Origin of the sequence: Actinomadura geliboluensis (genome assembly GCF_005889745.1) — a bacterium.
In the GTDB taxonomy this organism is placed as follows: domain Bacteria; phylum Actinomycetota; class Actinomycetes; order Streptosporangiales; family Streptosporangiaceae; genus Spirillospora; species Spirillospora geliboluensis.
Map to the genome: position 1 here is coordinate 1 of NZ_VCKZ01000246.1, position 14237 is coordinate 14237.

Annotated in this window: 7 protein-coding genes; 4 read left to right on the top strand and 3 right to left on the bottom strand. The window is 75.5% G+C overall.

Annotated features, from left to right (window positions below):
* From ETD96_RS28220 to ETD96_RS28230, 3 genes are all read right to left on the bottom strand, one after another.
* Nucleotides 1-7616: type I polyketide synthase (locus ETD96_RS28220; RefSeq protein ID WP_138639527.1), on the bottom strand; the 7616-nt coding region annotated here is incomplete at its 3' end.
* Between the two features lie 139 nt (nt 7617-7755).
* The gene (locus ETD96_RS47700) at nt 7756-9390 is read right to left on the bottom strand and encodes a TerD family protein (RefSeq protein WP_138639528.1); all 1635 of its coding nucleotides are present in this window, start codon (nt 9388-9390) and stop codon (nt 7756-7758) included.
* A 5-nt stretch (nt 9391-9395) separates the two neighbouring features.
* Nucleotides 9396-9965 (bottom strand): TerD family protein, encoded by a 570-nt coding sequence (locus ETD96_RS28230; protein WP_138639529.1) that lies wholly within the window; start codon nt 9963-9965, stop codon nt 9396-9398.
* 205 nt (nt 9966-10170) lie between these two features.
* On the opposite strand from ETD96_RS28230, the gene ETD96_RS28235 reads away from it, so the two are divergent.
* From ETD96_RS28235 to ETD96_RS28250, 4 genes are all read left to right on the top strand, one after another.
* The gene (locus ETD96_RS28235) at nt 10171-11421 is read left to right on the top strand and encodes an extracellular catalytic domain type 1 short-chain-length polyhydroxyalkanoate depolymerase (protein ID WP_240808286.1); all 1251 of its coding nucleotides are present in this window, start codon (nt 10171-10173) and stop codon (nt 11419-11421) included.
* 237 nt (nt 11422-11658) lie between these two features.
* Nucleotides 11659-11844, top strand: a complete 186-nt coding sequence (locus tag ETD96_RS28240) for a CbtB domain-containing protein (RefSeq protein ID WP_138639530.1) — start codon at nt 11659-11661, stop codon at nt 11842-11844.
* 8 nt (nt 11845-11852) lie between these two features.
* Complete coding sequence (locus ETD96_RS28245) at nt 11853-12605, top strand: CbtA family protein (RefSeq protein WP_138639531.1); 753 nt, start codon at nt 11853-11855, stop codon at nt 12603-12605.
* A 213-nt stretch (nt 12606-12818) separates the two neighbouring features.
* On the top strand, nt 12819-14237 hold a 1419-nt coding region (locus ETD96_RS28250; protein ID WP_240808287.1), incomplete at its 3' end, for a magnesium chelatase ATPase subunit I.

The following is a 14237-nucleotide window of genomic DNA, read 5'->3' on the forward strand; positions in this document are numbered from 1 at the left end:
GCCTCGGTCGCCGACAGCCCCAGGCGGACCAGGACGATCTGGGCGATGTCGGCGATGGTTCCGCCGCTGCGCAGCAGTTCCAGGGGCGGGATGTCGATGCCGTACCGGGTCCGCACGGAGGCCATCAGCTCGCCGCCCATCAGGGAGTCCATCCCGTACTCGTCCAGCCGGCGGTCGACGGCGATCTGGTCGGCCGGGAGCAGCAGCACCTCCGAGAGCACCTGCCTGATCTCCGCGACGAGGAAGGCGAGGGCCTGCTCGCGGTCCATCGCGGCGAGCGCCTCCAGCACCCGCGTCCGGTCGGTGCCCTCCTCGTCGAGGCCGGCGGGCAGCAGCGACGCCGTCATCGGCCGCCGCAGGCCGGGCATGACCTGGCTGAGCCGGCCCCAGTCGCACCGGCCCACCATCGCCACGTCGGCCTGCTCGGCCAGCATGTCCTCGATGGCGGCGAGCGCCTCCGCCGGGCGCGTCGCCTCGCCGCCGAACACCGCCGCCAGCGTCCCGCCCTGGGCGTCGCGGGCCAGCACGCCGGTCTCGCTGAGCGCCCCCAGCGCCACCGTGAGCGCGGTCCCGCCGCGCCGGCGGCGGAGGCGGGCCAGCGCCTCCAGGTACAGGTTGGCCGCCGCGTACGCCGACTGGCCGATGTTGCCGAGCGCGGAGACGGAGGAGTACATGACGAACATGTCCAGGTCGCGGTGGCGGGTGAGGTCGTCCAGCACCAGGGCCCCGGCGACCTTCGGGTGCAGGACGGCGCGGACCCGGTCGTCGGGCAGTTCGGCGAGCGGCGCGTCGTCCAGGTGCATCGCCGCGTGGACGACGCCGCGCAGCGGGCGGCCGTCGGCGTCCATGCCGCGCAGGATCCGCTCCATGGCGGCGCGGTCGGCGGCGTCCGCCGCGTAGGCGCGGGCGTCGGCGCCCAGGGCGCGCAGGTCGGCGAGCAGGCCCGGCGCCTCGGGCGTCTCGGCGCCCCGGCGGCCGACGAGGGCCAGGTGGCGGGCGCCGCGGCGGGCCAGCCAGCGGGCGGTCGCGGCGCCGAACCCGGTCAGCCCGCCGGTGACCAGGTAGGTGCCCTCGGGGTCCAGGACCGGCACCGTCCGCCGGGGCCGCACGCGGAACGGCTCGTCGTGCTCGGCGAACGAGACGACGATCTTCCCGATGTGGCGGGACGAGCCCATCAGCGCGAACGCCTCGTCCACCCGGGCGGCGGGGAAGACCGTGTGCGGCAGCGCGGTGACGCCGCCCGTCCGCACCAGGGGGTAGCAGGCGGTGATCTCCCGGGCCGCGCGCTCGGGGTCCTTCCACTGCAGGGTGCCGACGTCCACCCCGAACATCGAGATGTTGTCGCCGAACGGCCGCAGCAGCAGCGGCTTGTTCTCGAAGATGTCGCGCTTGCCCAGCTCGATGAACCGGCCGCCGTGCCGCAGCACCTCCAGGCCGCGGGTGATCGCCTCCCCGGCGAGGGAGTTGAGGACAACGTCCACGCCGCGCCCCTCCGTCAGCTCCATGACCCGGTCCGCGAAGCGGAGGCTCCGCGAGTCCAGGACGTGCTCGGCGCCCAGCGCGCGCAGCAGGTCGCGCTTGGCGGGCGAGCCGGCCGTGGCGATCACGCGGGCCCCGCAGGCGCGGGCGACCTGGAGCGCGGCCAGTCCGACGCCGCCGGCGCCGCCGTGCACCAGGACGGTCTCGCCCGTCCGCACGCGGGCGCAGTGGATGAGCGAGTGGGTCGCCGTCACGAACGCCATCGGCAGGGTGGCCGCCTGGGTGTAGGTCAGCCCGTCGGGGACCGGCATCGCCATCCAGGCGGGGACGACGGCGTGGTCGCCGATGCCGACGGGGCCGGCGGTCAGCACCCGGTCGCCCGGCGCCAGGTCGGCGACGCCGGCGCCGACGGCGCTGACGACCCCGGCGCACTCCAGCCCGAGTTCGTGCCATCCGTGCACCGCCTCGATGGCCTCCACCGGCAGCAGGCCCGCCGTGCGCATCACGTCGCGGTAGTTGAGCCCGGCCGCGCGGACCTCGATGGCGACCTCGCCGGCGCGGGGCTCGGCCTTGCGTTTCTGCCGCCAGTCCAGGGTGAACGTCCGCCCGGGGTCGCGGACCGCGAGTTCGCAGCCGTCCCCGATTCCGGTGGACGGGACGGTGGCGGCCGGCGCCTCCCGGAGCCGCGGGACGAAGCGGCCGCGGCGGGTCAGGAGGATCTCCTCCTCGTCGTCCGGCGCGAGCATCTCCGCCGCCAGGCGCTCGGCGTCCAGGGCGGGGTCGCCGGTCGGGCTGAGGCAGACGCGCCGGACCCGCAGGTTCGGATGCTCGTTGCCGAGGGAGCGCGCGGCGCCCCAGACGGCGGCGTCCTGCGGATGCGTCCCGGCTTCCGGCTCGGCCGCCCCCGGCCCGCCCGTCTCCGGTAGGGCACCGGAGGGGCGGGCGGCGAGCCACAGGGAGACCTCCAGGTCATGGGGCAGTTGCTCGCAGGCCAGCGCGACGGCGCGGAGTGCCGCGATCCGCCGGGTGATCCGCTCCACCTCCGCGGCCGGGTCGGGTGGGGGCTCGGCGGCGTTTCCGGCGTCGTTTTCTGGGGCGTCGGCGTCGTCCAGGAGGATGCAGAAGGCGGCCTTGCGTGCGTCGGCGGGCACCTTCAGGGCCCAGTCTCCGGGGTCGGTGCCGATGCCGGATCTGGCGACCTGGGCGCCTCGGTCCCGCAGGACGTCCTCAAGCGCGTCGGCCACGCCTTGGTCGCCCTCGGCGGCGATGATCCAGGCGTCGCCCTCCCCCGCCTGCGGCAACCGCGCCGGGGTCGCGGGACGGGCCTCCCCGGACGCGGGCTCCGGGGCCGCGGCCAGCAGGACGGAGAAGTCGCCGGGCTCGGACTCCCCGCCCTCGCCGGTGGCGCCGATGGCGGTGAACCCCGCGTCGACCAGCAGTTCCGACCACTGCTCGCGCGGCAGGAGCGGCGAGTCGGGACGCACGTCGCGGTCCGCGAAGCGCCAGAACTCCGGCAGGAGGCCGAAGACCGGCAGCAGCGCACCCAGCCGGTGCGGCTCGGCGGCCAGCAGCAGGCCGCCGGGCGCCAGGAGGGTGCGCGCGTGGTCGAGCGCGGCGGTGACGTCCTCGGCCAGGTGCAGGACGTTCACCGCGACCACGAGGTCGAACGCGCCCTCGGCCACGTCCTGCCCGGCGGGCGCCCGGTCGATGTCCAGGGCCGCGCATTCGACGAGGTCGGACGCGGCGAACCGCTGCCGCAGCCGGGTGAGGACGGTCTCGTCCGCGTCGGTGGCCGTGTAGCGGGTGCGGTCGGCGGGCAGCACCGGCAGCAGCGCGTCGGTGGTGCCGCCGGTCCCGGCGCCGATCTCCAGGACGCGCAGCGGCCGGTCGGCGGGCCACCGCCGGACGATCCCCTCCACCACCGCGCGCACGACCCGGTTGGCGGCCGTGCACAGCGGCCCGGTGCGGTGGAACTGCTCCAGCAGGTCGGCGCCTCCCCCCGCGAGGAGGTCGGCGGCGGTCTCGCGCCCGGCGAGCAGTTCGGGCAGGTGCGTGCCGACGAGCACCGTCAGGGCGGCGTGCGCGGCGAAGGCGTTCCCGCGCCAGATGAGTTCCTCGTGCAGGGTGTCCAGGTCGGCCGGCGGGGTCGCCCAGCGGAGTTGCCGTGGGCCCAGCCGTCCCAGCAGGCCGTGCCGTTCGAGGAGCGGCAGCGCCGACTCCAGCAGCCGCCGGTGGTCCGGCGCGGGATGGGACCGGAGGAGTTCCTGCGGGTCGAACGGGCGGGCGCGGCCGTCGGCGCCCGGTGCCCGCAGCGCGCGGGCGACCGCGTGCGCGAACGCCTCCTCGGCCTGCGCGGCGAACCGGGGGTAGTCGAGCTCGCGCCACGCCACAAGGGCCCGGTCGGCGGTGCGGGCCGCCTCGTCGAGGAGCACTCGCGGCTCCGCCACGGGGGTGCCGCCGTCCGCGAGGCTCCGGTCGTCGGCTGCGAGGCTCGGGTGGTGGGCGGCGCCGGGTCGGGGTGCGGCGCGCAGCACCGTCTCGTAGCGGGTCAGCCGGGTCGCGATGCCCCGGACGGCGCGCAGCCGGCAGCCGAGGATCTCGGCGCTGACGTTGCCGTCGAGGTCGGTGATGGTGATGTCCCAGCAGACCTCGTCCTCGTACCTCGAACGTTCCCGGACGTGCAGCAGCCCCTGCGGGGAGGGCCGGTCCCACAGCCGCATCGAGGCGATCGCCGCGGGCATGTAGTGCTTCCCCGCGAGCATCTCGTCCACCAGCCACACCACTCCGGCCTGGAGCGCGCTGTCCAGGACGACCGGATGCGCCTGGTAGGCGCAGCCCTCCTGCGCGTCGCACGAGTAGGAGCCGAGGATTTCCCTACCGGCGCGCCACAGGCCGGTCAGCACGCGGAAGTGCGGGCCCCACTCCATGTGTCCTTTGGCGGCGCGCGCGTAGAAGTCCGCGACGTCGACCGGCTCGCTGATGCGGGAGCGCAGCGCCTCCACGTCCACCGGCGGCGGAGCCGGGCGCAGCATGCGGCGGACCCGTCCCCGGCAGTTCTCCCGCGGCTGCCTGGTGCGGTCCTCGGCGCCGGCCACGACGACCACGCCGGTCTCGGGGTACAGCGTGGTGCTCGCGCACGTCGGCTCGGTACCGGTCGCCGCCGACAGCACCAGCGCCCGGACGATGTCGACCCGGTCGACCTCCACCGTGCCGGCGGCCTCCGGCAGCCCGAGCCGCCCGGCGGCGGCCATCATCTCCAGGTAGCCGGTGGCGGGCATGACGGGGGGTCCGCCCGCCTTGTGGTCCAGCAGCCAGCCGAGCCGTCCCGGGTCGAGTTCGGCCGCCCACGAGGGGAACGGCACCGGCAGCCGCTCGCCCAGCAGCGGATGCTGGATCGCCGGGTCGCCGAACCGGCTGATCCAGGTGCCGGGGCCGCCGATCCAGTACCGCTCGCGCTGCCACGGGTAGGCGGGCAGCGGCCGCACCCGGCCGGGGCGCGGGAAGTGGCGGTCCCAGTCCAGGCGGGCACCGGACGCGATCAGGTGCGCGACCGCCGCGCGCATGCGGGACGGGCCGGACTCGCCGCGCCGCAGGGTCGCGGTGACGGCCGCGCGGGCCCGCGTCTTACCGGTGACGCGGCGCAGGTAGGACCGCAGCACCGGATGCGGCCCGACCTCCACCAGCACGTCGCAGCCCTCGTCCGCCACCCGTTCGACGGCGGCGGCGAACCGGACGGGCTCGCGGACGTTCCGCCACCAGTACGCCGAGGTCAGGTCGGGTCCGTCCACGAGGCCGCCGGTCACCGTGGACAGCAGCGGGATCCGGGTGCGGTCCGGCCGCAGCCCGGCCAGCGCCTCCAGCAGGCCGTCGCGGATCGGGTCCATGGCCGAGCTGTGGAAGGGGTACTCCAGGTCGAGCATCCGGAAGAAGGCGTCGCGGGCCGCCAGCTCCTCGCCGAGCGCGGCCAGGGCCTCCTCCGGGCCGGCGACGGTGACGTCCCGGTCGGTGTTGACCGCGGCGACCTCCACGCCGGGATGGTCGGCCAGCAGCCGCCGGACCGCGTCCTCCGGCAGGCCCACGGCGGCCATCCGTCCCCAGCCCCGCGCCTGCGCCTGCGCCGCGCTCCGCTCGGCGATGACCCGCGCCGCCTGCGCGGGCGACAGCGCCCCGGAGACGTAGGCGGCGGCTACCTCGCCCACGCTGTGCCCCAGCACGCAGCCCGGCCGCACGCCCGCCGCCTTCAGCATCTCCGCGAGCCCCGCCTGCACCGCGAACAGCAGGGGCTGCGCGACCTCCGTCGCCGCCAGGCACCACCGCTCGGCGGGCACGGCCAGTTCCTCCAGGACCGACCAGCCCAGCCGCGGCGCCAGCTCGGCGTCCAGCACCTCGACCGCCTCGCGGAACACCTCGTCGTCGAGCAGGTCGGCGGCCATTCCCGCCCACTGCGCACCGTTGCCCGAGAACACCAGCGCGACGCGGCCGTGCTCCACCGCCTCACCGAAGGCCGCTTCAGCGAACGCCGCCTCGCCCTCGCGGGCGTTGCCGTCGTCGCCCTCGTTCCCGTCCAGCAGGCGTGTCAGGGCTTGCGCGGCGTCGGCGGGCGAGTCCGCGACGACCGCGGCGCGGTGCGGGTGGAGGCCGCGACGACGGCAGGAGGTGTAGGCGAGGTCGTAGAAGTCCTGGTCGGCGGTCGACGCGAGCGCCCCGGCGGCCTGCCGGACCGCCTCGCGCAGCGCGGTCGGCGTCCGCGCCGACACCACCAGCGGCAGCGCCTCCGCTGTCGGCCCGCCCTCCTCGCCGGCTTCCTCGCCGGCCTCCTCTGACGGCGGCGGGACGGTCAGCGCGACATGGACGTTGGCGCCCCCGAACCCGAAGGAGTTGACCCCCGCCACCGGGCGGGCGGCGGCGCCGTCCAGCGGCACCGGCCGCGTCGCCACGCGCAGCCCCAGCCCGTCGAAGTCGATGGCCGGATTCAGCGTGCCGGCGTGCAGCGTCGGCGGCACCATCCGGTTCCGCAGGACCAGCATGGCCTTGAACAGGCCCGGCATGCCGGACGCCGGCTCCAGGTGCCCCATGTTCGACTTCACCGACCCGATCGGCAGCGGGCCGCCGGAGCGCTCCGCGCCGAGGGCCCGGCCGAGGGACAGGCACTCGGCCGGGTCCCCCGCCTGCGTCCCGGTGCCGTGCGCCTCGACGTACACGACCTCGTCGGGCGAGACGCCGGCCTCGGTGTACACCTGCCGCAGCAGCTGCTCCTGCGCCTCCGGGCTGGGCAGCGACAGCCCGAACGTGCGGCCGTCGTTGTTGGTGCCCGCGCCCACGATCACCCCGTGCACGCGGTCGCCGTCGGCGAGCGCGTCGGCCAGCCGCTTCAGCACCACCAGGCCCCCGCCCTCGGCCCGGACGAACCCGTCGGCGTCCGCGGAGAACGCCCGGCACCGGCCGGTCGGCGACAGCATCGACGCCTGGCTGAACCCGACGAACGAGCCGGGGCTCAGCAGCAGGTGCATCCCGCCGGCCAGCACGACCCGGCTCCGGCCCTCGACGAGCGTCCGCCAGCCGCGCTCCACCGCCAGCAGCGACGACGAGCACGCGGTGTCGATGCTCATGCTGGGGCCGCGCAGGTCGAACACCTGCGACAGCCGGTTCGACGCGATCGACAGCGTCGACCCCGACATCGTGTACGGGCCGATCCCGCACGGCTCCAGCATCTGCAGCACGCCGTAGGCGGGGTCGGAGATCCCGATGAACACGCCCGTGTCGGACCCGGCGAGGGACGCCGGGTCGATGCCGGCGTCGTCCAGCGCCTCCACGGCCGTCTCCAGCAGCAGCCGCTGCTGCGGGTCCATCGCCGCGGCCTCCTTCGGCGAGATCCCGAAGAAGGCCGCGTCGAAACCGCCCGGGTCGCCCGCCAGGAACCCGCCCGCGCGGGTGTAGCTGCGGCTCGCCCGGGGCATCCGCTCGTCGACGAACCGGTCGGCCTCGAACCGCTCCGGCGGCACCTGGCCGACCAGGTCGTCACCGCGCTCCAGCGCGGCCCACAGACCGTCCAGGCCGGTGATGCCGCCCGGCAGCCGGCACCCCACCCCGACGACCGCGACCGCGCGCCCGTCGATCCCGCCAGGCCGTTCCCCCATGCGCGCACCCTCTCGCGATTACATTCAGTAGTCGTACGGCCACTAAATGCTGCGACGGGTCCGGCGCGGCGGCAACAGACGCGGAAGCGCCGAAGCCCTACCCCCGGGGTAGCGGGGGCGTCACCGCCGGGGGCGCGTGTCAGTCGTAGGACGCGAGGGCGCGGGCGTGCATGCCGAGGACGTGCGTGAACAGGGCGGGGGCCTGCGCGCCGGCGGCGTCGGGGAGGACGTCGGGGGTGAGCGTCCAGTCCGTGCCGACCCACGAGTCGGCGATGGCGTCCGCGCTGGACGGGAGGTTGTTGCACGCCTGCCGGAGCCGGACGGCGCGCACGGACTCGGCGGCCGGGGTGTCGGTCTCCACCAGCAGCACCGGGACGCCGGCCGAGGGGCCGTCCTCCACCAGGCGCAGCAGCCCGTGCGCGTCGTCGCCGTCGAGCGCGGCGCCGGCGTCGAGGATCACCACCAGCCGGATCGGCGGGCCGCCGCCGGGCAGGTCGTCGCCGCCGCCGATGCGGCGCAGGTCGACCAGGTCCAGCAGGCGGCGGACGCGTTCGGCCGCGCCGGTGCCGACGGCCACGCCGCCGCCGAGGAGCCGGGCGGACGTGGCCGGGTCGAAGCCCTGCAGCCAGCCCGCGCCCGACAGGCCCGGCGCGTCGACGACGTCCAGCCCGACGAGCCCCGGCGGGGCCGCGGCGAGGAACCGGGTCGCCAGCGACCAGGCGTAGGCGGTGGAGTCGCCCGGCATGGTGCCCTGGGAGATCCACACGGCGCGCCGCCACGGCAGCCGCAGGACGAGCGGGATCCGCAGGTCCGGCAGCTCGGCGGTGGACAGCCGGCCGAGCAGCACGCCGCCGGCCAGGTCGGTGCGGGGCCGCCAGGTCAGCCAGGACGGCGCGTCGAACGGCGCGACCTCCGCCTCGACGTGCGGCTCCACCCGGGCCAGCTCGTCGCGGAGCTGGGCGGCGTCGGCGCGCAGCCGCTGGTCGGCGGTGGCCATCAGCTCGTCGAAGCGGCCGCGGGGCCGCCGCCCGGCGATCTCCTCGTTGCGGACGGTCAGCGCGTGCTCGGTCGCGGCGCGGAACGCGGCCAGCGAGCGGCTCGCGTCCTCCCAGACGAGCCAGCAGCGTTCGAGGTAGTCGACCTCCGAATCGGGCGGCGGCGCCGGAGGCGGTACCGGCGGCGGTACCGGCGGCGGTGCGGCCGCTGACGGCGGCCGCACGGGCTGCGGCTGGACGGGCGGCGGCTGCGGGGCTTGTACCGACTGTGCCTCTGCGGGCGGCGGGGGCCCCGGGTCGTCCACCTCTATGCCGTGCGCGGCGACCAGTTCGGCGAGGCCGCCGGCGTAGCCCTGGCCCACCGCGCGCACCTTCCATCCGCCGGCGCGGCGGTAGACCTCCAGGCCGATGATCGCCTGCTCGGGGCCGAGGCCGGGGACGGTGAACGCGGCGACCGCGGCGCCGTCGGCGGTCAGCAGCACCCGCGGGGGCTCCGCCCCGAACGACGTGCCCCCGGCGAGGCTGACCGCGATGAGCACCGCGGCGACCTCGGCGGGGACCGCGTCGAGGTCGAGGTCGACGCGCTGGCCGCCGGCGTCCGACCAGCGGACGCCCGGCGCCTGCGGGGCGTTGAAGAACACCAGGTCGGCGTCCGAGCGGACGCGCAGGTCGGGGCCGACGAGCAGGGCGCTGACGTCGACGGGCACGGCGCTGGAGACCGTCGCGGTCACCCGCCGGGCGGTCAGTGCCGCGTTGGCGCCGCGGGCGAGTTCGGTCATCGGCGTCAGGCGTGGGCCGCGATCGCCGGGAGCATGTCCTGGAACGTGCGGCCGTGGCAGGGCTCGCCGATCGCGTTCATCTTCCAGGCGCCGCCGTGCCGGTAGATGCGGGCCATGACCATCGCGGTGTGGGCGCCGCCGCCGGTCAGCGTGTACCGGGCGAGCTCGCCGCCGTCCATCTCGTTGACGAGCCGGCAGAACGCGTTCTCCACCTCGTTGAACGTCTGGCCGTTGAACGAGCTGACCGTGAACACCAGCGAGGTGACGTGCACCGGGAGGCGGTTCAGGTCGACGATGACCGACTCGTCGTCGCCGTCGCCCGCCCCGGTCAGGTTGTCGCCGGTGTGCCGGACGGAGCCGTCGTCGCTGACGAGCTTGCCGAAGTAGACGACGTCCGCGAGGTTCTGGTCGGCGAACAGGACGCAGGACGCGTCGAGGTCGATGTCCCGCTCACGGGAGCCGAAGAACCCCTTCTTCTTCACCGCATCCCAGCCCAGGCCCATCCGGACCATGCTGAGCGCGCCGCCGGGCTTCTCCAGCGAGATCCGCTGGCCCTTCACCATCGACACCGTCACAGCCGTCGCCTCCTCGCCGTCCTGTGCCGCGCTGACCCGAGAGTGCGCCGGCCCGGACGCAAAGCCTTCCAGTCCGCCCGCCGTGTTGTCACCTCGTTCCCGGTTCCGCCCGTGAAACCGGTGGAAGGTCGCTTGTCCATTCCGCGCGCGCCGCCGCATAGTGACGTTCCACCTGCGAATTGTGATCGGGAAAAGGGTGGTTCTGGTGCGGGTCTTACTGCTGCGGGTCTTAGGCGTGCTGATGGGCGTGTTGGTCGCGGCGGCGGCGGTGCTCGTGGGGCCGCCGGCCTCGGCGGCGGCCTTGACGGAGGTCACCAGTTTCGGGACGAACCCGACCGGGTTGCGAATGCACGTGTACATCCCCGACCGCGTCCAGGAGAAGCCTCCCGTCCTGCTGGCGATCCACTGGTGCACCGGGTCGGGGCCGGCGATGTACTCGGGCACGGAGTTCGCGCGGCTGGCCGACCAGTACGGGTTCGTCGTCGTCTACCCGTCCGCGACGCGCAGCGGAAGCTGCTTCGACGTGTCGTCGGCGCAGGCGCTGCGGCGCGACGGCGGGAGCGACCCGGTCGGGATCATGTCGATGGTCCGGTACGCGCTCCAGCGGTACGGCGGGGACGCGTCGCGCGTGTTCGTCACCGGGGTGTCGTCCGGCGCGATGATGACGAACGTGATGCTGGCGAACTACCCGGACGTGTTCGCCGCGGGCGCGGCGTTCGCGGGGGTGCCCGACGGCTGCTTCGCCACCGCCGACGGCTCCGGCTGGAACAGCGCGTGCGCCAACGGGACGGTCCTCAAGACGCCGCAGGAATGGGGCGACATCGCCCGCTCCGCCTACCCCGGCTACTCCGGGACCCGGCCGCGGGTGCAGCTGTGGCACGGCACCGCCGACGACACGCTGCGCTACCCCAACTTCGGCGAGGAGATCGACCAGTGGACGAACGTCCACGGCCTGTCGACGACGCCGACCTCGACCGACCAGCCGCAGCAGGGCTGGACCCGCACCCGCTACGGAGACAAGGTCGAGGCGTACTCCCTGCAGGGCGTCGGCCACAACCTGTTGGCGTCCGGCATGGCGCAGCGGGCGATCCAGTTCTTCGGCCTCGACCAGGGCGGCACCACCGAGCCGCCCGGGGACGGCGACTGCGCCGTCTCCTACGCGGTGAACGCGTGGAACACCGGGCTCGTGGCGAGCATCACCATCACCAACACCGGGTCCGCGGCGATCAACGGCTGGACGCTCGGCTTCACGCTCCCCGCCGGGCAGACGATCACCTCCGGGTGGGGCGCCGCCTACCGGCCGACGAGCGGCGCGGTGACCGCGACGAACGTGTCCTACAACGCCGCGATCCCCGCCGGAGGATCCGTCGGGATCGGCTTCCAGGCCACCCACACCGGCGGCACCGGCGCGCCGTCCGCGTTCACGCTCAACGGCGCCGCCTGCGCCGCCTCCTGACGGTTCGCGCCCGTGCGGGGCGGCCCGCCCCCGCTCCGCACGGGCCGGACACCGGGCTGTTGACAGCGGTCCGGGCGGCCCGTACGGTTCGCTTGATTCACGGTTGCCCGAGGGAAATCCGGTGAGATGCCGGTGCGGACGCGCCACTGTATCCAGGACGACGATCCCGGGAGCCAGGTCGCTCGGGTGGCCGCGACCTCATTGTCCGGGACGCGCTAGATCCCTCATGGAGGCTCCGTGAGCACGCTCAGTGCCCGCACCATCCCCCTTCCCCGAATCGCTCCGTGGCTGCTCGCGGTGCCCGTGCTGCTGCTGATCGGCTACCTCGTCCTGATGGACAACGGCGCCGTGTCGCAGGCGGGCGGCTACCTGCACGAGTTGATGCACGACGGCCGGCACCTGCTCGCCGTGCCCTGCCACTAGGCCGCCGCATGGTACGCACCCTGCTGGTCAGGGGCCTTCTTCTGGGCCTGCTGGCCGGCCTCGTCGCGGGCGTCTTCGCCTTCGCGGCCGGTGAGCCGCGCATCGACGAGGCGATCGCACTGGAGAACGCCGCCGCCGCCCACGAGCATGTTCACGAGCACAGTGGACAGGGGCACGGTGGACAGGGGCACGCTCACGAGGAAGAGGTGAGCCGCGGCACGCAGAAGGCCGGGCTGTTCCTCGCCACCGGCCTGTACGGGGTCGCCGTCGGCGGCGTGTTCGCGCTCGTCTACGCGGGGCTGCGCGGGCGGGTCGGTCCGGAGTCGGACGGTGGGCTCGCGCTCGCCGCCGCCGGGACCGGCTTCGCCGCCGTCATCCTCGTCCCGTTCCTGAAGTATCCGGCGAACCCGCCCGCGGTGGGCGATCCCGAGACCATCAACGGCCGCACCCTGCTGTACCTGGCGATGATCGGCGTCGGGCTGCTCGCGACCGCGATCGCGGTGACCACGGCGCGGCGCGTGCCCGGCGGGCCGTGGGCGCGGTGGCCGGCGGCCGTGCTCGCCTTCGTCGTCCCGGTGGCCGTCGCGTCGCTGCTGCTGCCGGGGGTGGACGAGGTGCCCGACGGGTTCCCCGCCACGCTGCTGTGGGAGTTCCGCATCACCTCGCTCGGGACGCAGCTGGTGTTCTGGGCGTCGTTCGGCGCGCTGTTCGGGTGGGCCTGCGACCGGGCCGCCCGTCGTCCCGCCCCGGTACCTGCTTGAACGGGGCGCCTGCTTGAACCGGGCGCCTGTTTGAACGGGGTGCCTGCCTGAATGGGGTGCCCGCCCCACGGGGGCTGTTCGTCCGGCACGTGGCGTCGGCGGCCTGGGTGCCGCCGGTGTCGGCCGCTTCGAGCTCGCGCCCCTGTCCACCACGCGGCTCGCCGCTGCTCCGAGCAGTCGGCGGGTCGTCCACGTCAACCGGAAGGTGGTTCCTTGACCGCCCTGTATCCGTTCAGCGCCGTCGTCGGCCTGGACGACCTGAAGCTGGCGCTGCTCCTCAACGCCGTCTCGCCGCGCGTCGGCGGGGTGCTGGTGCGGGGTGAGAAGGGCACCGCGAAGTCGACGATCGTGCGGGCGCTCGCGGCCCAGCTGCCCGCCGTGGACGTCGTCGCGGGCTGCCGCTTCGCGTGCGACCCGGCGGCGCCGGACCCGTCCTGCCCGGACGGCCCGCACGAGCCGGGCGGCCCGGCGGAGCGGCGGCCGTCCGCGCTGGTGGAGCTGCCGGTCGGCGCGTCCGAGGACCGGCTCGCCGGGTCGCTGGACGTGGAGCGGGCGCTGACCGAGGGCGTGAAGGCGTTCGAGCCGGGACTGCTCGCGGCGGCGCACCGGGGCGTCCTGTACGTCGACGAGGTGAACCTGCTGCACGACCACCTGGTGGACCTGCTCCTGGACGCCGCCGCGCTCGGCACCTGCTATGTGGAGCGCGAGTCGCTGTCGGTCCGGCACGCGGCCCGGTTCCTGCTGGTCGGGACGATGAATCCCGAGGAGGGCGAGCTGCGGCCGCAGCTCCTCGACCGGTTCGGGCTGACGGTGGAGGTGGCCGCGTCGCGGGAGCCGCGCGAGCGTGCGGAGGTCGTCCGGCGGCGGCTGGCGTTCGACGCTGCCCCGGAGGCGTTCGCGGCGCGGTGGGCCGGCGCCGAGTCCGATCTCGCCGCGCGGATCGCGGAGGCCCGCGCGCGGCTCGGCGGCGTCCGGCTGCCGGACGAGCGGCTGGAGCAGATCGCGGCCGTGTGCGCGGGATTCGAGGTGGACGGGCTGCGCGCCGACATCGTCACGGCGAACGCCGCGATGGCGCACGCGGCCTGGCGGGGCCGGAGCGAGGTGTCGGAGGAGGACGTCCGCGCCGCCGCCCGGCTGTCGCTGCCGCACCGGCGCCGCCGCGACCCGTTCGACGCGCCCGGCCTGGACGAGTCGCTGCTCGACGACCTTCTGGACCGCTCCTCCCCCGACGAGCCGCCCCCGCCCGGCGGCGGCCCGAAGGACGACGGCCCGCAGGATGAGGGCCCGCAGGACGACGGGCCGCGGGAGGACGGGCCGCAGGATGACGGGCCCCGGGATGACGGGCCGAGAGGTGACGGGACGCCCGGTGAGACCAGCTCGCCGGGGGATGACACCTCCACTGGCGGCGGGGGTGAGCGGGTCGTGGCGGCGGAGGCGCCGCATGCGGTGCCTCGGCTGGAGGTGCCCGGGGTCGGTGACGGTGCCGCCGGGCGGCGGTCGCGGGCGCGGACGGCGCGGGGACGGGTCACCGGGGCGCGGCGTCCGGCCGACCGGGTCCGCGATCCGCACCTGGTGGCGACGCTGCTGGCCGCCGCCCCCCACCAGCGGGAACGGGGCCGGTCCGGCTCGGGG